Genomic DNA, 18,688 nt, shown 5'->3' on the forward strand with positions numbered 1-18,688 from the left:
TTTCGGACCATTCCGAGCGGTATCCGCAAAGACGGGCTGAGGCCTGCTTTTTAGCGATACCGGCGATTCCTTGCGCTTTACGCGTTTTACGTGGTCCTGACAAGTGAGAGAGACCGACTAATGACAAAAAAAGTGGAGTTCAAGGCTGGGGATTTTGTGGTCTATCCGACTCATGGTGTCGGCAAGATCATTGGCACCGAGTCGCAGCAGATCGCGGGTACTGAGCTTGATCTTCTGGTGATCACCTTCGAGCAGGATCGCATGACGTTGCGTATCCCCGTTGGAAAAGCCAACGATTCCGGTCTGCGCCGGCTCAGCACGCGCAAGCAGATGGATGTCGCGCTCACGAAGCTGAAAGGCCGTGCACGCGTGCGACGTACCATGTGGTCCCGCCGCGCGCAGGAGTACGAAGCGAAGATCAATTCCGGCGATCCGGTATCCATCGCCGAAGTCGTGCGCGACCTGCGCCGCAACACCGGACAGGCCGATCAGTCCTACAGCGAACGCCAGATGTATCAGGCGGCGCTTGATCGTCTTGCCCGTGAGTTCGCAGCGATTGAAAAAATCGATGAAGACGCGGCCACGGACCGGCTTGAAAAAATCATGGCAGCAGCCTGATCGGCTGTCGAAACTTCATTGTTTCGTGATTACAGGCGGCGCCTCCGGTGCCGCCTGTTTCATTTGTGCGGAACCCCGGATACAGCACAGGCGTTGGCGGCCGACGCTGAAATTGCTATCTGGAGTGTGGGAGCACATCAGCAATGTCAGATGCGGCACAGAACGTGATCCAGACCATCAGCCTTCCATACGGAACGGACAAGCGCTTCGCGATATTGCGCCGCTGCCGGAGAATTTGGACTATTGCCTCCATTCATGGCGACGTCGAACGGCTCAATGCTCTGCATGAGACGCTGACCAACCGCTATGAGGCGGGGGATCGCTTCGTCTACCTTGGGAATTATTACGGGTACGGGCCGGCAATTCTGGAAACGGTGGACGAATTACTGCGGTTCCGGCGGATCGTGCTGGCGCAGCCACCCTACACGCATCTCGACGATATCGTGTATTTGCGCGGCCGCCAGGAAGAGATGTGGCGCAAGATGCTGCAGCTTCAGTTCTCCGGTGACTGTCAGGAGATCCTGGACTGGATGCTGGAGCGTGGTGCGGACGCGACCCTTGCGGCCTATGGCGGTCGCGCCTCTGACGCCCGCTCCGCCATCATGGAGGGATTGCTCGCCGTCAGCCGATGGACGGGGCAGCTGCGGCAGGCCATCCGGGGGCATTCCGGGCACAATGAATTCATGACCGGATTTCGCCGGGCTGCTTACACGGATGACGGTGCGCTTCTGTTTGTCAGCGGCGGGCTGGACCCGTCCAAAGATCTCAACGAACAGGAAGACGGGTTCTGGTGGAACAGCCAAGGCTTTACTGAAGCCGCCGAGTCCGGCTACCGGGGCTTCACAAGACTGGTCCGCGGATACGACGCGGCCCGGGAAGGCATCGTCGAGCATGAGGTGACGCTCAGCATCGACGGGGGCGCAGGATTTGGCGGACCGTTGAATGCCGTCTGCCTCGATGCCGCGGGCGCTATCGTCGATCAGATCAGCGCTTAGGTCCGGCCCCGGCGAATTTTCCATATCTGGTAGGCTCGCGGTTTTGTGATTCGATAGGAGTCGCCATAACCGTGCCGAAATGATCCGCTTTCCATGGGGGAGCGTATCCACTTGTGAGAAAACTCGCTGGTGCGGTCTGGAGATGAAGCCATGGCACATATTGACGATCCCGAAACCCGGCGCGCCAACGTCTCGTATATCAAGTCGAGCATGAACGAGCCGTTGCTTGAGCGGGAGGTTGAATTCGAGCTCGCGAGAGCCTGGCGTGAAGATGGCTGCGAGAAGTCCCTGCATCTTATGGTCCGCTCCTACACCCGTCTGGTGGTCAGCTCCGCTACCCGCTACCGCAATTACGGCTTGCCGATCGGTGATCTGATCCAGGAAGGTAATATCGGCCTGATGCAGGCCGCTGCCCGGTTCGAGCCGGAGCGGGAGATTCGCTTTTCGACCTATGCAAGCTGGTGGATACGCTCAGCCATTCAGGATTATGTATTGCGGAACTGGTCCATCGTGCGGACCGGTACCACGGCGGCCCAGAAATCCCTTTTCTTCAACCTGCGGCGCCTCCGCGCGAAGATCCAGCAGGCTTCCGAAACCCTTTCTCCGGAGGAGCAGCGCGAGCGTATTGCGGCCGAACTTGGCGTTCCGCTGAAGGATGTCGAGACGATGGAGCAGCGCATGTCCGGCGCCGACCAGTCGCTGAACTCCACGATCGGGGAAAGTGGTGAGGATGAGTGGATGGAGATGCTGTCGGACGAACGCCCGACTCCGGAAACCATTGTTATCGGGATGCGGGATGCGGAAACCCGCTCAAAATGGCTGAAAGAAGCGCTTTCTGAGTTGAGCCCGCGCGAGCAGACCATCATAGAGCGCCGTCGGCTCGTTGATGATGGGGCAACGCTGGAAGAACTCGGGACGGTGCTCGGGGTCAGCAAGGAGCGCGTGCGGCAGCTTGAGCATCGCGCGTTGCTCAAGCTGAAGCAGCATATCAGCCGCAATGTCGATCGCAGTTCGGATCTCTATTCAGAGGCGTAAGGTCCGCCGTTATTGCGGACTGATCGTTTTCACGCGTGATCCGGACGTCGGCTGCTCGCCGCTTTCAAGGCCATTGATCATCCGGAAATACCGGACTTCATATCCCGGGAACGGGATGCTGCCTGCGAGCGATTGTTCCGACGCCGTTCCGTCATAGCGCATCACTTTTACGCGGTAGGGACGGATGCCAGCCCTTTCCTCCGCGGAAAGCGGACGGAAGCTGTAGGTTGTCCGTCGCATGTCTTCGTTCAGGGCACCCGCGCGCTGGCTCGGGATGAGAAACTGCATCCTGTAGAGCGTGTCTGCATCATACCGAATGGCCACCAGCCGCAAGATGTAGGTGGCGCCGTTCTTTGCCGTGATTGCCAGCCAGCCGGTGGCCGCATCCATGCCATTGATCGCGATATTTTCCAGATCGCGCACTGCCTGGCCCTTTGCCCAGCTATCCCGGATATAGCTGGCCGGGGCCTGTCCTGCGGATTTAGGCGCGGCGTCAAAAATGAACCGGGCGCCATTCGGATCTGCCGCCAGAACCCGCTGCGGCTGATTGTAGATCCGGAAATTCGGCGGCACCTCGAACTGGAAACTGAGGTCTTTGTGCAGGAAGGTCTGGCCGCGAATCATCCCTTCTTTCGGATCGCTTCCGAAGAGAACGCCGTCGACTTGGTCGAGGAACGGATCGCGCCCGACGATGGGGTTTGATACCGGCCGCACGCTGGCCGCAATGAGGGCTTTCTGCACGCGGTCGATGGTCCGCGGGTGCGTTGCCATCAGGTCGACGGCATCTGGGTCGTGATTGGCGCCGGCGATCTCCGCCTGGAGCCGGCTGGCGTTGCCCAGTTTCTGGAGAAAGCTTGCCATTGCAGCGGTTTCGTACCCGGATCGGCTGAGATAGCGCACCCCGAGGGTGTCGGCCTCGAATTCCTGATCCCGCGAGTAGCTTTTCAGATAGAGCTGCGATCCTAGTCCGGCGAGATCGGCGATTGCCTGGCTGTCCGTGAGGATGCCGAGGATCGCGGCGCCAAGCCCGATCGCCGTGCCGCGGCTGTAGCGCTCTGCGCTGTGGCGGGCTGTGACATGGCCGATTTCATGGGCAATAACACCGGCCAGTTCAGCTTCGTTCTCTGCCAGGGCAACCAGCCCGCGCGTGACGTAGACATAGCCGCCCGGTAGGGCGAAGGCATTGATATCAGGTGTGTTGAGCACCGTGAACGTGAAGTCCAGATTGGGCATCTCGGATGTGGCGGCGAGTTTATTGCCGATCCGGGTGACATAGGCCGCCAGCTCCGCGTCGTCATAGGCGCCGCCGAATTCCTGTTTGATCTGCGGGTCCTGTTCGCGCCCGACCTGACGTTCCTGTTCCGGAGACATGAAAGCCGTGAAGCTTTGTTCTCCGGTCGCTGGATTGGTGCTGCACCCGGAAAGGAGCGGCGTGGCCGTTGCGACGGAAAGCAGTATGGCGGCCGCCAAGCTGCGACGTGAGGCGGCAAACATAGGCCGGATCGAGTCAGGCAAAAGGCTCTCCATCGGTCGGATCACGGTTCCGGTGTCCGTTATGTTTACCTATTCGCCCAGGAGTTCAAGTTGTTCGGGATGTGTGATTTCGATCAACGGGCCGTTTTGCGGCTTGATCCATCCTCGACCGCGGACGGCTCGCCCGGAAAAGGCCTGGGGATCAATGCCGGCACGCTCGAATAGGCGGAGCGCGCGATGATCGATCCTGAAAGTGAAATCGGTCCGCCAGTCCGGGCCGAAATTGAGATAGACCACGTTGCGTACCCGTGCCGCGTCAACCACCCGTCCCTCGACGATCTGGAAGCTGTCTATATCGTTCCAGGTCTCGGCCGGATTGCGGATGCGATAGTAGGGAAGGTCCCAGATGCCGCGCCGGTCAAGACGAGCGGCCCGTTCGAGTGCAAGCATTTCGCCGATCAGTTTCCGATTATCCTTGAAGCTGTAGACTCGAGCCATGCCCTTTGCCAACAATTCTCCCTGGATCCAGGTGCCGTCCGGCAGTGTGAGGTGGGCAAGATAACGCCGGTAACGATCTTCCCGTCGCCCGACGAAATGAAGTGAGACAGTATGGCTTCCGATCAGCGTCTGCAGAGCGGTACTGGATTCTTCGGCAAGCGGCCAGGTCTTGAAGCCTGCACGGCCGAGCGGCAGTTTTGGCGCCTGTATACCGACGAGGCGGACCTCCTTACCGGATGCCAGCACCAGCGTGTCGCCGTCGACAATCTCCGTCACGGCCTGATCCTTGATGGTCGCGGCTGGTGCTGTTTGGGGCCACTCGATGGCCTGTGCGGCAGGTGTGCCGCAGAGAAGCAGACCGACGAAAAGCGCGAGGGAGCGGATCAGGGCGCGGGAAATGTTCATGAGCTATCCGATCACGCCCATCGCACTGTCTCAAGAGCTAGAAGAGAATGCAGTTTTGTTGGGGGTAAAATGGTCGGATTGATTGTTTATTCGTCAGTGATGTAGGTTTTCGGTGAATGTTTCTTCCTGCGTGACCTCGACTATGTCGAGGCATTCGCCAAACGTACAAATTCGGGCAAGCTGCTTTTCCGCGCGGACATTTGCCGATGGGGATGACAATGCCTGAGTCGTATAGCGTTTTAGCCTGCGGGAGTTGATGTGTCGGACCGAGTTCTTTTCCCGAGGGTTGATGCACGCCGCAGCGGTTATTTGGCGGTAGACGAGCCGCACCGGCTTTATTGGGAGCAGGTGGGCAATCCTGACGGTATTCCGGTGGTGTTCCTGCATGGCGGTCCTGGCTCTGGTATTTCCGAAGCGCATCGCAGGTTTTTCGATCCTGAGCATTTCAACGTCCTGCTGTTCGATCAGAGGGGGACCGGGAAGTCGACGCCTCTGGCGGAGCTGACGGGCAATACAACGCAGGATCTTGTCGCGGATATTGAGCGCTTCCGGGAAATGCTCGGGGTGGAGCGATGGATCGTGTTCGGCGGTTCCTGGGGGAGCACCCTTGCGCTGGCATATGGCCAGGCGCATCCGGAGCGCTGTCTCGGTTTCATCTTGCGAGGCATTTTTCTTGGTTCTGATGCCGAGCTCGACTGGTTCATGCATGGCATGGGTAAATTCTTCCCCGAAGCGGCACGGCGGTTTGAGCAGTTCCTGCCAGAGAGCGAGCGGGGCAATCTCCTGCACGCGTATCACCGCCGCTTGGTCGATTCCGATCCTGCCGTTCATCTACCGGCGGCTGTGGTTTGGGCGGGGTATGAGGGGGCTTGTTCGACGCTGTTACCGTTGCCTGCCGTCGGGCAGGAAGATCCGGCGCGATCGCTTTCCCTGGCGCGCTTGGAAGCTCATTATTTCGTGAATCGGGTTTTCCTTGAGCCGGGTGAAATAATCAATCGCATCGACCGTATCGCGCATTTGCCCGCCACAATCATTCAAGGGCGGTACGACGTGATTTGCCCGGTCGAAACGGCAGTCAGCCTTGCGTCTGCCTGGCCCGGTGCGATTCTTGAGGTCGTGACGGATGCCGGGCATTCGGCCATGGAGCCCGGTATCGCCAAGGGGCTTGTCGCGGCGCTGGATCGCTTGCGGAGATTTATCGGGACTTGATGCGCGCGCAGGGCCGGTTATCATGCCCGCGTTCCAAGTGGGGGGATCATTGTGCGTCAGTATTTGAGCTTCGCGATTGTGGCGATTGCAGCCTTGATTGCGATGGAAAGCGCCGTTCGTGCGCAGGAGCCGGCTTTCCTTTCCGTGGGTGCCGGCATCTACGATGTGAACGACAGCGAGACGACCGGGGAAGCCCGTGTTGAGTACCGCTTCTCGGAAGCGAACAAGCTCTGGCATTTCACACCATTCGTCGGGCTTATGGCGACTGCCGAGGGCGCGACATACGGATATGGCGGGATTGGGTTCGATATTTTCTTCGGTAATCGCTGGGTTTTGACGCCGAACTTTGCGGTTGGCCTCTATGGCAACGGAGATGGCAAGGACCTTGGCCACGCTGTTGAGTTCCGGTCCGGGGTGGAGCTTGCCTACCGATTCAATGATCGTTCCCGTTTGGGCCTGACTTTCCATCACATCTCGAATGCGGGGCTGGACGAGCAGAACCCGGGAACGGAATCGGTGCTTCTGGTGTACTCGATCCCGTTCGACAAACTGTTCAGCGACTAGCAGGCAAACGAAGGAAAGGTTTTTGAGCAGCCCGCCTTCCGGTCAGGGCTCAATGCCACCTTCGCGGCACCAGGCCTTGAAGTTTTCAAAGCCGTTTTCATCGCTCGCATAGAGAACCTGATCGCGGTATTCGAGGTCGGAAGCATAGTCGACATCGCCGACAGGCTTTTTGGTTGCCAGATCAAGTTCGTTGCGGATCAGGATATCGGCGCGAAAACTGACTTCCCAGCCGTCCGCACCGGGCTTGATGAAGGAGCCCCGTCGGATCTCGTGAACGACAGTCTGCAGCCCGGTGATCTTTGTTTCCTGTTTGACCATTTCCTCGAATGCAGGGTCGAAGAACAGCGCCTGATAGCCCATCAGCGCGATGGAAAACTCGTAGCCGTCTGCCTGGCGCGCATGGACGATCTGACCGATTGCATCAATGAAGTGAGGATCGGTAAGTCTCGGATAGTCTGCGCTGGTCCAACTAATACCCATTATTGTCCGTCCGAATGCTGTTTGCGGCTATCGTTCGCGTAACCCGGTATACCCTGTCCCGGGTACAATGAGAACGGAGCAAGAAGCGTGCCGCTAGCTTCTGGTGCTTTGTCGAAAGTTCTGGTAGAGTATATTAGATAGTATTTGCAACAAAAGCGTTGCGATTGAGGGGGCAAAATGCGTCCATACACCAGATTGCTTGGCCTTTTGGTCATTCTTTTCGGCCTTTCCGGTTGTGCTGCGGCTGTTGTCGGCGGAGCTGCGTGGGTTGGCACGGAAGCTTATGCCGATAAAAATCCGTTCGAATATATGGCCGGTTTTTTTGAGCGCGATTGCGCCAACATGGCGATCTACGACCAACCACCGCGCTGCCGCCGTTAATAATCCCACCTTTTGCCTCCGGATTTTAACAGCTATCCTGCCGTCAAAAATCGGAGGACGGCATTCGTGGCATCGACAAACAAAACGGCATTCATCAGTGGCTCGGCGCGGAACATCGGGCGGGCCATCGCGCTCCGTCTGGCGCGAGACGGTTTCAATATCATCGTGAACGGAAGCCGTGACCGCGACGCTTGCGAGCGTGTGGCGGCCGAAGTCAAGGAAGTCGGCGTTGATGCCATGGTCGTCATGGGCAATGTCGGCAGCAGCGCCGATGTCCGCGCAATGGCCAGCGAGGCCCTCGAACGGTTTGGGCGAGTCGATGTCCTCGTCAATAATGCCGCGATCCGGCCGCAGAAGAAGCTTCTGGAGATGTCGGACGACGACTGGGACCAGGTTATTTCCGTTGACCTGAACGGTGCCTTCTATCTCGCCCGCGCTTTTCTACCCGGGATGGTCGATGCGGGTTGGGGCCGGGTTGTGAATATGGCCGGGATGAACGCTATTCACGGATATGCCGGCCGCGCGCCGGTGTCGGCCGCCAAACACGGGGTATGGGGCCTGACGAAGGCGCTGGGCAAGGAATTCGCCCCGGCAGGAATTACCACGAACGTGATCTCGCCCGGCCCCATTCGTCCCGAAGAGACGGACTCGGAACATGCCGAACATATCCGTTCGCAGCTATCGCGCATCCCTGTTGGACGTCTGGGAGAGGCAAGTGAGATCGCCGCCGTGGTCTCTATGCTGTGCAGCGAAGAAGGTGGATTCGTCTGTAGTCAGATGATCGCGGTCAACGGAGGTACCGAGACGTAGTTCGGTTGAAATTCCAGCCGCTCAAGCGCGCGGAAGTTATTTCAAAATAATGATTCTTCCGATTTATGAATAATCCCTAAACGAATCCGCGTCTGATTCACACTCAAGTTGTGTATAATTACGTCAAGGCGGATGTTCTTTCGCGACGGTGAAGGGTAAAACTATATTCCGCTGTTCAGGTTTGGGAACTTGCAGTTGAAACTGCAGGGTCATTATTTGGCTGGCGGCAGAACGCCGTGTGCTTGCGATCGACGGCGCTGGGAAATTGGCAATGCCGTTGAATTTGAGACGGGGTTATCAATTATGGATTACTCATCTTCGGCTTTGGTACCGCGTTGCCGGCGGGTCTTTTCAAGCTACCTTGAGAGTTTCGGATACACGCTCGAAAGCGGTACGGACATGGAATTCTGGTGCGATGAAATCCGCCGCCATTCCGAATTCGTGAATCCGCAATTCATGCCGGAAAACCTCGATCAGTCTGCAAGCCGCTACGTCAGTATCCGCAAGGAGTCGGGTGAACTTGCCTGTACGATTGCTTTCCGTTTCTTCGAGACGGACGACTTTATGGATGATTTCGAGGAAGGCCGCTTCTTCTACGATAGGCCCTCGGAGCATAACTGGCGTCACCATCATTCCGGCTTGCGCGGAAAGGTCAATCTGAGCGGAAACATCTGTTCGCGCGGTGGGCTTCACAGCTATGACCGCGGCAACAGCATCAGCTGGTATATCACGACGGTGGCCTATACCTATGCGATCGAGGCCGGCGCCTCCGCGACGGTCGGAAATACGCTCCCCAAGATTACGGCGGCCCAACTCGCTCCCCGTCTTTACGGATATCGTCATTCGCTTATGGCGGAGCCGCATGCTTTCCCATTTGCCGAGGGGGAGGTGCCGCTTGCTCTGGTCTGGATCACGGAGGATGAAATGCGGGAAGAAGTGCGGATGCGCACCCAGTATCTCGAAACCGCACCGGGCTACAGCATGCGAACCACTGTCGACAGCTTCAATGGTATTTTGATGGCTGCGGAGTAGTACCCGGAATTATTTGCGTCCCGCCTTTTCGTCGCTTCCCGCCGAGCGTCGGAAAGGGGAACCTAGAGGGGAGCCCGTCCTAATCGCCGAACGTTATGACCCAAGGCAACGCGTTCCCGCCCGGCTTCCGGTCGCATAACGTAGTCAGGCGAAAGCCTGGCCCTGATTGAGTTCAGCCGGTTTTCAAGCAGGGTGCGTCGGCTCTGCTCTTCCTGTGCCAGATAGCCAGCGGAATCTTCCATGATCACCGTCAGGCGCATGACCATGTTCCGTACCAGATCCTGATCGTCGCCGGTCTTCCCCGGACGCTCGTCTATAAGCGCTTCTGTCGCCTTGATCAGGCGTTCTACAGTACCGAAGAAATTCCAGTTCGGTGGAATATTGTCGTCCATCGAGATGTCACCCGTGCCAGTGATTTGAGTACCATAGCGTGTTCGCAAGGGTGTCGCAACAGTCTATGCCTCAGTTATTTTAAGTTCTTCACCACTGGCTGCAACATGCTGAAATCACAGCCTTGGTCAGCTTGGAGGACTTGTTCAGCATAGAGCCGGTCATATCCGCGCAATGTTTGGAGGTCGCGCTCTGTGGTTACCAGATCCGCACGCCGACTGTTTAGTTCATCTTCGTCCACCAGCAGGTCCAGGCGTTTCTCCTTCACCGACAATGCGATCCTGTCGCCGTTCCTCACCAGGGCGAGCGGACCGCCGATCGCGGCTTCCGGAGTGACGTGCAGAACGATCGTGCCGAAGGCGGTGCCGGACATCCGCGCGTCGGAAATTCGAACCATGTCCTTCACGCCCTTTGAGGACAGTTTCTTCGGGATCGGCAAATAGCCGGCCTCCGGCATGCCCGAGGGACTGCGCGGGCCGGCATTCTGCAAAACCAGGATGTCGTCCGCGGTGACATCGAGGTCGGGGTCGTCGATCCGGGCCGCCAGATCTTCCAGCGAGGTGAAGACAACGGCGCGACCTTCCTTCTCGAGCAGGGCCGGGTCGGCGGCGGAGCGTTTCAGAATGGCACCGCCGGGGGCAAGGCTGCCGAACAGAGCGACCAGTCCGCCCTTGGGCTCGAGCGGATCGCTGGCCGGGGAAACCACATCCCGGTTCACCGGGCCGCTCTCGGCAGCCAGCCGCTCGCCCAGGGTCTCGCCGGTGACCGTCATGCAGTCGAGATTGAGCAGGGGTTTCAACTCCCGCAGAACAGCGCCGAGGCCGCCGGCGGCGAACAGGTCTTCCATGTAATGGCTGCCAACCGGTTTCAGATTCACCAGCACCGGCGTGGTTTCTGAAAGCTCGTTGAACCAATCCAGCGGGATATCGATGCCCGCCCGCCCGGCGATGGCGGTCAGGTGAATGACGGCGTTGGTCGAGCCGCCGAGGGCGAGCAGGACACGCAGCGCGTTCTCGACGGAATCCCGGGTGACGATCTCGGTCGGTTTGATCGGGCAGCTGATCATACGGACGGCGGCGGCGCCGGTCGCTTCTGCGGCGCGCAGTCTGTCGGCATGGACGGCCGGGATGGCGGCGGTGCCGGGCAAGGCCATGCCGAGGGCCTCGGCGATGCAGGCCATGGTCGAGGCCGTGCCCATCACGGCGCAACTACCCGCCGTGGTAGCGAGCCGGCGCTCGATGTCCCTGATCTCGACGTCATCGACGGTACCTGCTCGGTATTGCGCCCAGAACCGGCGGCAATCGGTGCAGGCGCCGAGCCGTTCCTCATCACCGGCCGCAGTTGTGTAGCGGGAGGTCATCATCGGCCCGCCAATCAGCTGGATGGCGGGCAGGTCGGCGGAGACAGCGCCCATCAACTGGGCGGGCACAGTCTTGTCGCAGCCGCCCATTAGCACTACCGCATCCATCGGCTGGGCCCGGATCATCTCCTCGGTATCCATGCTCATCAGGTTGCGGAATTTCAGGCTGGTCGGGTTGAGGTAGACCTCGCCGAGGGAGATGGTTGGAAAGTCTATCGGCAAAGCGCCTGCCATGAGCACGCCGCGTTTTACGGCTTCCAGAAGCTCCGGGAAATGCCGGTGACAATTGTTGAAGCCGGAGCCGGTATAGGCGATGCCGACAATCGGTTTTTCCAGCGTCTCCGGCAGATAGCCCATGGAGGCGGCGAAGGAACGCCGCAGGTAGAGCGAGAAATCGAAATCACCGTAATTGGTCAGGCCGCGTGCGAAGCCGTGCGCCTCGGTGGAATTCTTTTTGTCAGCCATCTTTCTCGCTCCCTAATTTGGCCGAGAGTGTGGACGCCAATTGGCCGCCGCGTCCAGATATGATGGGGCGTGAAATCCGCAGTGTGAAAAAGGCCTCTGAGAGGTTGGTGGAGCGGTTTGGCGGCAGGTCAGGTCTCCAGGACCATTAGCTCCCGATAAGCCCGATCTCTACATTTCTTCCCAGAGTTTTTCTTCCAGGTCGATCTCATCTTCTTCCTCGCGGATGAAGTCGCGCCGGGACAGCACGCCGACAAGCTTGTTTTTATGAACGACGGGAAGATGACGGAAGCCACCTGCCTGCATGATCCGAAGTGCCTCGATTGCCGGGCGGTCGGGGGCGATCGTCTCGGGGCTGGCACTCATCACGTCGGAAAGAACCGTTGCCTGCGGGCCTTTCCCGACAGCGATGACCCGCTCAATGAGGTCGGTGCCGGTAAAGACGCCAACCAGCTGGTCCTCGTCGACCACCAGAACGGAGCGAACATGACGCTCTGCCATGCACACCGCAGCCTGCTCGACCGTGGCGGTTTTCGGCAGGGTCAGGAGGTTCTGATTGGAAACAACATCAGGGACCACGCGTCGTATCATAGCGATTTCTCCCAAGGCCTACTTTTTCTTTATGTTTTCACTTTACGCCGAAAACGCAAGCAGGGCGTGAGCATTTCTCTCCGAATAGGAGCGTGCATCAGTCGCCCGGGGTGCGACAAAGCGTCCGTTTCTAGTGAAATGCAGCAGAAAAGTTTGTTATATTCAAAAATATGAATATGTATCATGCAGCCGATGAATGCCATGTCCTGTATGGTGTGTGCACAACGGTTTGTTGCAGTAGCAGATGAAGGAAGTCGTGCCATGAGAGCTCCCCTGTCCTGGAAAGCCGGCGGACTTTTGCTAGGGATCGTGTTCTTTGCGGCGGTCCTTCTGGTGAAGCCGATCGGTGTCTCGACCCAGTTTGTGATCCTTGATGGCATCCTCTGGGATGCGTTCGACAGTTCAATCGTGACCGAGTCTGCTGAAACCAAAAGCGGTTACACCAGCAGCAATCCCTATCTCGCCAAGAGCGGGGGGAGTTATGCAAAATCAGTCGAAAACCCGCTGAATTACAGCTTCGTCTTTGTCCTGGCCCTGATGGCCGGTGCCGCCCTCTCTGCGCGGCTGCGCGGCGGTGTGGAAAAAGCCGAACGGTCGATGCCCGAAGTCTGGCGCGTGAATTTCGGCGATGAGCCATGGAAGCGCTATCTCGCGACCTTCCTGGCCGGATTTATCGTGCTGTATGGAGCCCGCTTGGCCGGTGGCTGTACTTCCGGCCACATGATGAGCGGGATGATGCAGACCGCCGTCTCCGGTTTCATTTTCGCGGCAGGGGTCTTCGCGGCCGGTATCCCGACGGCCCTCATTCTGTTCCGGAAGGAGAAATAAGATGAGCAGCATTATTCTTGCCATCGTCATCGGCGGTGCTTTCGGCTTCACGCTTGACCGGATCGGCGCGACCAACCCGAACTTCATCATCCGGATGCTGAACCTCACCAACCTGCACCTGATGCGGGCCATCCTTATGGGCATTGGCGTTGCCGCGGTGCTGGCCTTCGGCGGTCTGCTGACAGGCCTGGTCGATCCTGGGCATCTTTCGGTGAAGGCCGCTTATCTCGGTGTCTTTGTCGGCGGTCTACTGCTCGGGCTTGGCTTCGCTGTTGCGGGCTATTGCCCAGGCACAGGTCTCGCGGCGGCGGCCTCAGGCCGGTATGACGCCATTGTCTTCGCTCTTGGCGGCCTGCTCGGCGCTTTCGCCTATATGGTCACCTATGCCGATGTCGAGGCCACGGGCCTTCTGGCAGATATCGCCGGCGGCAAGACAACGCTCGGCACCATCGCAGGCACGAACTACCCGGCTCTGTTCGATGTTTCGGGTGAGCTGGTCGGCCTGGTCATGGGGTTGGCTTTTATCGCCGTTGCCTGGCTGCTGCCGGAACGGATCCTGGGATCCAAGGGGCACGAGGCTCCGGCTGAATAGGCCTGCTTCTTTTCTACCCCCGGCACGGCATCGTGCCGGGGTTTTTTGTCCGGAAGTCCGGGCAATTAATCAAGGAGCTGAACGCTCCAGCGACAATGCGTGACGGGAGGAATGTCATCAGATGATCAGGGTCAAGATAGGCGCCGCTCTGGCGGCATGTGTGCTGTTCTGGAGCGTCGCCGGGGATGCCCGGGCCAGCCAGGACATTCCCGACCAGTATCCGGCATCGGTACTGTATTCGAAGCCGGTCGAGTTCATCCCGGGTGTCTTCTCGGCGATCGGGGCCACCGCGCCGCCGAGCTATGAGAATAGCGGCCACAACAACAATCTCAGCTTCATCGTGACCGGCGACGGTGTTGTCGTCGTCAATGGCGGCGCGTCCTGGCAACTGGCGGCTGCGCTGCATGAAGAAATCAAGGCGGTTACCGATCAGCCGGTCCGCCTCATCGTCAATGAAAACGGCCAGGGCCATGCCATGCTGGGGAACAGCTATTGGCATTCGCTGGGAGTGAATATCGTGGCGAGCGAAGAGGCGGCTGAGGAATTCGAGGCGACTGGCTACGACAGTCTCGAGGCGGCTCGTCGCCTCCAGAAGGAGAAGGCTGAGAAGACAACGGTTGTCATGCCCGACGAGACCTTCGCCGAGCGTTATGTCGTCGAGTTCGGCGACTTCCCGATCGAGGTTCTCAATCTGGGGCCGGCGCATGCACCGGGGGACGTATCCGTCTGGCTGCCCCGGCAAAGCCTGGTGATTGCCGGCGATATGGCCTTTCATGAGCGCATGTTGCCGATCTTCGAGGAGACCGATACAGCGGCTTGGCTGGAAAGCTGGGACGCGGGCTTCGAGCCGTTGAAGGCGACCTATGTCATTCCGGGGCACGGCCACCCGACCAACATGGATCAGGTGCGGCGCTACACGAAGGATTACCTGGTATATCTCCGGGCGCGGATCAGGGAGCATCTCGACAAGGGCGGCACCCTCGCGGATGCCTACTATGTCGACCAGTCTCCCTATAGGCATCTGGACACGTTCGAGGAACTGGCCACCAAGAATGCCGGGCGGGTCTTCGCGCAGATGGAATTCGAATAGATCATTTTCCTCCGCACCGCTTCGCAGAGAGCCCGTCTTCGCCTATAGGAGAAGGGCAATCCTGTTCTGGAGTGGCTCATGTCCAAACATCTCATTGTCGGCGGCGGCGTCTATGGCGCGGCCGTCGCCTGGCATCTGGCTAAAAGCGGCGAGGCGGTCGAGCTGATCGAGGCCGGAAAGCTCGCCACTGGCGCGTCCGGCGGGCCCGGCAGGCGCGGCGTGCGGGCAAACGGGCGCGATGTCAGGGAAATCCCGCTGATGGTCCGGGCCCGGGCGCTCTGGCCGACTTTGCATGAAACTCTCGGCACCGAGCCGCTTTTCGAGACGACCGGCCAGTTGCAGCTTATCGAGCGGGAGATCGACATCGCCCCGGCGCAGGCCCGGGCGGCCCTGCAGACCCGGCTCGGCATTCCGTCCCGCGTCCTGTCTTCGGATGAAGTCCGGGAGCTTGAGCCGGATGTGTCCCCGGCGATCCGCGGAGGCCTGTTCTGTCCGGATGACGGTGTTGCCTTTCACGAGAAAACCACGTTGGCCTATGCCGCCCTTGCGAGGGAAGCGGGTGCGGTGCTGCGCGAAGGCGTCGAGGCGGAGCAGCTGCTGGAGCGGAACGGAAAAGCACTCGGTATTCTCACCACGGAAGGCGAGGAAATCCTGGTGGACGGCAAGGTGCTGTTGTTCTGCAATGCCGGTGTGAAGGGGTTTGTTTCCCCTTGGATCGACCTGCCGGTCTGGAGCCGGACCTTCCTCGTTGCCGTCTCCAAACCGCTGGAAAACAATCCGGTGCGCCACCTCGTCGGCCATGCCAGCCGCACCCTGTCGCTGAAGCGGGAGCCGGACGGACGGCTGATGATCTCCGGCGGCCGCCTTGGTGTGTGGGACCCTGCCACGCGCACGGGAACGCCGATCCAGAAAGAAGTCGATCTGAATGTCGCCGACGCAATCGCGACATACCCGTCACTTGAAGGCATGCAGATCGAGACTGCCGATACCAACCATCTCGAGGCCGAAAGCATCGACCATATCCCGATCATCGACAGCCTGCCCGGCAACGCAAACGTGCTCTACGCCGTCGGCTGGACTGGCCATGGCTGGGCCATCGCCCCCGCGGTGGCGGAGATGATGGCGGATTGGGTGCTGAAGGGGCAGAAGACGAAGCTGCTGGAGCCGTTCGCGTTCGCGCGGTTCGGGTGAGGGTTGGATGGTCGCTCCGGTCCCGACGGATAGTCGGCAAAAAGACTCCTGCGTTTTCGTTCCTGGGTTTACGATCTGGCAATCACTCATTCATTAAGCTCAGTTTGGAAGCTTTTTTGCTTTGGGGAAATCTGAGAGTGGACCGATGACAAGAGCCCGTGCCCTGGTCGACCGCCGACCGCTGCGGGCGGTTCCAGCTCGTGAATTCGGCAAAGGGAGCCTTCTTTCGCTTCGCCTCGTCGCGTTGTCAGCGATTCTGGCTTTCTTCGCTATCGCCGTGAGCTCCGTTCCGTCCCGCGGCGAGGATGGCGCAATAACACCGTCCATCCTCATCCTGCATTCCTGGTTTCCGGAGCAGCCCTGGCAGGCGGCAGTTGAGAAAGGGATCCGGGACGGGCTTCACGAAGCGGGTCTGAAGGCGCAGGTCTACGTGGAATATCTTGACGCGGGACGCTTCCCGGAGAAGCAGATCGAGGACGCGCATCGGAGGCTTTTTGACGCAAAATTCTCCAGTGTGCCCCTGGATCTGGTCATTTCGGAAAGCCTTCCCGCCGGACGGTTTCTCGCCCTTAATCCGGACCTGTTCCCGGGGGCAGCGCGCCTCTACCTCCGGGCCGGCTCTATGGCTCCCGCCGATGCTTCCCGGGTTGATTACAATGCGAACGTGGAACAGGCGTTCGCCGAGATGCTCCGGGTCGCCGATCCGCGCCACATCTTCATCGTGGCGGACACGACGGGGCCCATCGGTAAGACCCGTGTTGGCGGGGCTGAGGCCGCGGTCGCGCGACTGAAGCCGGACGCCGATGTCGAATATCTGGTGGACCTGCCTATGGCCGAGATCCAGGAACGGGTCGCTGATCTGCCTCCGGATAGCGCGATCTTTTTTTTGCCGGTCTTCGTGGACGGTGCGGGGGAACGTTTTATCCCCTATGAGGCTGTGCGCCGTATCGCAGCCAGTGCCAATGCCCCGGTCTTTTCCGCATGGGACACATTGATGGGCAGCGGTATCGTGGGCGGACGCCTGCTATCCGGCGAAGCGGTCGGGCGGATCGCAGCGGAGCATATCAGCGCCATCATGCATGGCGCGGCGCCGGTATTGTCCGGCCGGACCAACATGCGGTCCATCTACGACAACCGGCAACTGAAGAAGTGGGATATCGCCACCGGCCGGCTTCCCCCCAATGCCGAAATCCGTTTCGCGGAGCAGTCCGTTTGGGAGCAATACCGCTGGGTCATCATGGCCACGATAGCGTTGATCGTTCTGCTGTCCGGTTTCTCCGTCGCCATGTTCATCCTCAACAGGCGCCTCAAACATGTCACTTTCCTTCTGGAAGAGGAACGCGCGGAGCTGGAGCGGCGGGTCAGTGAGCGCACCAACCAGCTCAAGGAGTCGAACGAGGAACTCCAGCAGTTTGCCCACGCGATTTCCCACGACCTCAACAACCCGCTCGGCGCGGCTAAGGGATTCGTCTCTCTCCTGTTGCACTCTGCCAGGGACAAGCTGGGGGAGGATGAAATCAATTTACTGACACGGGCTGGTGCCGGGATCGACAAGGCGATCGCCATGGTCGCGGGACTTCTCGAGTATTCGCTGGCAACAGGTGGTGAGAAGATACACAAACCGGTATCGACCGCGTCCGTTCTGACCGATGTCCAGGCGAACCTGGCGCAACTCGTCAAGGATACCGGCACCCGAATTGACATTGAAAAGCTGCCGCCGGTCGTTGGCAACGAGACCCAGCTCCTGCGGCTTTTCCAGAACCTGATCGAGAACGCGATCAAATATCGCCGTCAGGACGTGGCGCCGCTGATTCGTGTCGCTTGTAGGCGGAACGACGGGTACTACGTCTTCACTGTCGAGGATAATGGCCTCGGTATGTCCGAGACGGAGCAAAAAAGAATCTTCATCCTCTTCACCCGGCTACAGAGCGGCAGTAGCCAGCCCGGATCAGGAATCGGCCTGGCACAATGCAAGAAGATTGTCGAAAAGCATGGCGGGTCGATCAAGGTGAGCAGTGTTCCCGGTGAGGGAAGTACTTTTTCCATCTCGTTGCTCGCGGTGGCTGCAAGCTGATCCGATAAAACAGCGGCGCTCGTCAGAGAAGGTGTTGATAGGCGGGAAGCTTGTCCTGATCGAACGGCCCGGCATGCGGCGGTCCGGCGCGTGCCGGTAAGCGGCTGGGGTCTGTCGACACCATTGTGTTGAGAGACCAGGTTCCTCCCTTGGCCGCGTCGCCGACCGATAGCGAGGAGGCCGAGACCGGGCATCCGGTTCCAGAGGAGAGCGCGGCCAGAAATGCGCGGCCGTCCCGCCCGTGTGCCACCGAGCAGGCATAGAGAGAAACGGAAGCACCGTAGAGTGCCCTGCCAATTCGGGAGAGCGTGTTCCGCCGCGCCAGCAACACATCCCTGGTGATTGTGTGCTCGCCGAGCAACAAGGCGCCCGGCGCCCCGTGACAGATGATGACGAGCCGGTTCCCCGGAGACTTCCTCACTGTCTTCAATATTCGCGCCAGAGCGTCGTCGTCCGGTCCGATCCGGATGGTCTGGGCCGGCACCGCCAGTGCGGCCAGCAGAAATTCCGAGTCCGGGACGCGGTTGTCGATGGCAACAATCGTCTCGAGGTGGTCGACTGCCGGAACCGGATCCCAGCTTGTGATTGTGTCATATCCGGCCATTGGAAA

The 18,688-nt window shown here is 59.5% G+C and carries 19 protein-coding genes; 12 read left to right on the top strand and 7 right to left on the bottom strand.

Translation table 11 applies throughout. From position 1 onward, the window contains the following. Positions 1-120 precede the first annotated feature (120 nt). The 3 genes from K328_RS0118565 (at position 121) to K328_RS0118575 (ending at position 2,648) form a co-directional block, all read left to right on the top strand. Positions 121-618 carry a CarD family transcriptional regulator gene (locus K328_RS0118565; RefSeq protein ID WP_028467251.1) on the top strand — a complete coding sequence of 166 codons (498 nt, stop codon included), beginning with the start codon at positions 121-123 and terminating at the stop codon, positions 616-618. A 143-nt stretch (positions 619-761) separates the two neighbouring features. Then, positions 762-1,613, top strand: a complete 852-nt coding sequence (locus K328_RS0118570; RefSeq protein ID WP_051285129.1) for a hypothetical protein — start codon at positions 762-764, stop codon at positions 1,611-1,613. Between the two features lie 150 nt (positions 1,614-1,763). Further along, positions 1,764-2,648, top strand: a complete 885-nt coding sequence (locus K328_RS0118575; protein WP_028467253.1) for an RNA polymerase factor sigma-32 — start codon at positions 1,764-1,766, stop codon at positions 2,646-2,648. A 9-nt stretch (positions 2,649-2,657) separates the two neighbouring features. On the opposite strand, the gene K328_RS0118580 is transcribed toward K328_RS0118575, so the two are convergent. Both K328_RS0118580 and K328_RS0118585 read right to left on the bottom strand, forming a co-directional pair. Further along, entirely contained in the window at positions 2,658-4,163 is a 1,506-nt protein-coding gene (locus K328_RS0118580) for a M48 family metalloprotease (protein WP_169721234.1), read from the bottom strand. A gap of 48 nt (positions 4,164-4,211) precedes the next feature. Continuing rightward, complete coding sequence (locus K328_RS0118585; protein ID WP_084608401.1) at positions 4,212-5,024, bottom strand: thermonuclease family protein; 813 nt, start codon at positions 5,022-5,024, stop codon at positions 4,212-4,214. A gap of 258 nt (positions 5,025-5,282) precedes the next feature. Here K328_RS0118585 and pip point away from each other — a divergent pair, with 258 nt between their 5' ends. Both pip and K328_RS0118595 read left to right on the top strand, forming a co-directional pair. Continuing rightward, a complete protein-coding gene (gene pip, locus K328_RS0118590; RefSeq protein ID WP_028467256.1) occupies positions 5,283-6,233 on the top strand; it encodes a prolyl aminopeptidase in 951 nt (316 codons plus the stop codon). 51 nt (positions 6,234-6,284) lie between these two features. Next, a complete protein-coding gene (locus K328_RS0118595; RefSeq protein ID WP_028467257.1) occupies positions 6,285-6,797 on the top strand; it encodes an acyloxyacyl hydrolase in 513 nt (170 codons plus the stop codon). A 42-nt stretch (positions 6,798-6,839) separates the two neighbouring features. Here the strand turns inward: K328_RS0118595 and K328_RS0118600 are convergent, their stop codons facing one another. After that, the gene (locus K328_RS0118600; protein ID WP_028467258.1) at positions 6,840-7,277 is read right to left on the bottom strand and encodes a hypothetical protein; all 438 of its coding nucleotides are present in this window, start codon (positions 7,275-7,277) and stop codon (positions 6,840-6,842) included. Between the two features lie 447 nt (positions 7,278-7,724). Between K328_RS0118600 and K328_RS0118610 the strand changes: the two genes are divergently transcribed. Together K328_RS0118610 and K328_RS0118615 are read left to right on the top strand one after the other, a co-directional pair. Then, positions 7,725-8,468, top strand: coding sequence for an SDR family NAD(P)-dependent oxidoreductase (locus K328_RS0118610; RefSeq protein ID WP_028467260.1), 744 nt, complete (start codon positions 7,725-7,727; stop codon positions 8,466-8,468). Positions 8,469-8,663: 195 nt separating this feature from the next. Further along, the gene (locus tag K328_RS0118615; protein WP_156901480.1) at positions 8,664-9,500 is read left to right on the top strand and encodes a hypothetical protein; all 837 of its coding nucleotides are present in this window, start codon (positions 8,664-8,666) and stop codon (positions 9,498-9,500) included. A 62-nt stretch (positions 9,501-9,562) separates the two neighbouring features. Here K328_RS0118615 and K328_RS0118620 read toward each other — a convergent pair whose 3' ends face one another. From K328_RS0118620 to K328_RS0118630, 3 genes are all read right to left on the bottom strand, one after another. Next, entirely contained in the window at positions 9,563-9,892 is a 330-nt protein-coding gene (locus K328_RS0118620; RefSeq protein ID WP_028467262.1) for a hypothetical protein, read from the bottom strand. A 74-nt stretch (positions 9,893-9,966) separates the two neighbouring features. Beyond that, positions 9,967-11,715: a dihydroxy-acid dehydratase gene (locus K328_RS0118625; RefSeq protein ID WP_028467263.1), complete on the bottom strand. Its 1,749-nt coding sequence runs from the start codon at positions 11,713-11,715 to the stop codon at positions 9,967-9,969. A 168-nt stretch (positions 11,716-11,883) separates the two neighbouring features. Further along, positions 11,884-12,303, bottom strand: coding sequence for a CBS domain-containing protein (locus K328_RS0118630; protein WP_028467264.1), 420 nt, complete (start codon positions 12,301-12,303; stop codon positions 11,884-11,886). Positions 12,304-12,564: 261 nt separating this feature from the next. Here K328_RS0118630 and K328_RS0118635 point away from each other — a divergent pair, with 261 nt between their 5' ends. From K328_RS0118635 to K328_RS26050, 5 genes are all read left to right on the top strand, one after another. After that, the gene (locus K328_RS0118635) at positions 12,565-13,131 is read left to right on the top strand and encodes a YeeE/YedE thiosulfate transporter family protein (RefSeq protein ID WP_028467265.1); all 567 of its coding nucleotides are present in this window, start codon (positions 12,565-12,567) and stop codon (positions 13,129-13,131) included. A gap of 1 nt (position 13,132) precedes the next feature. After that, a complete protein-coding gene (locus tag K328_RS0118640) occupies positions 13,133-13,723 on the top strand; it encodes a YeeE/YedE thiosulfate transporter family protein (RefSeq protein WP_028467266.1) in 591 nt (196 codons plus the stop codon). A gap of 121 nt (positions 13,724-13,844) precedes the next feature. Next, complete coding sequence (locus K328_RS0118645) at positions 13,845-14,813, top strand: MBL fold metallo-hydrolase (RefSeq protein WP_084608402.1); 969 nt, start codon at positions 13,845-13,847, stop codon at positions 14,811-14,813. Positions 14,814-14,891: 78 nt separating this feature from the next. Beyond that, a complete protein-coding gene (locus tag K328_RS0118650) occupies positions 14,892-16,004 on the top strand; it encodes an NAD(P)/FAD-dependent oxidoreductase (RefSeq protein WP_028467268.1) in 1,113 nt (370 codons plus the stop codon). 145 nt (positions 16,005-16,149) lie between these two features. After that, complete coding sequence (locus K328_RS26050) at positions 16,150-18,078, top strand: sensor histidine kinase (protein ID WP_051285134.1); 1,929 nt, start codon at positions 16,150-16,152, stop codon at positions 18,076-18,078. A gap of 22 nt (positions 18,079-18,100) precedes the next feature. Here K328_RS26050 and K328_RS0118660 read toward each other — a convergent pair whose 3' ends face one another. After that, positions 18,101-18,682, bottom strand: a complete 582-nt coding sequence (locus K328_RS0118660) for a DUF4347 domain-containing protein (protein ID WP_028467269.1) — start codon at positions 18,680-18,682, stop codon at positions 18,101-18,103. Positions 18,683-18,688: the final 6 nt, after the last annotated feature.

This window comes from Nisaea denitrificans DSM 18348, from assembly GCF_000426505.1.
GTDB lineage: Bacteria > Pseudomonadota > Alphaproteobacteria > Thalassobaculales > Thalassobaculaceae > Nisaea > Nisaea denitrificans.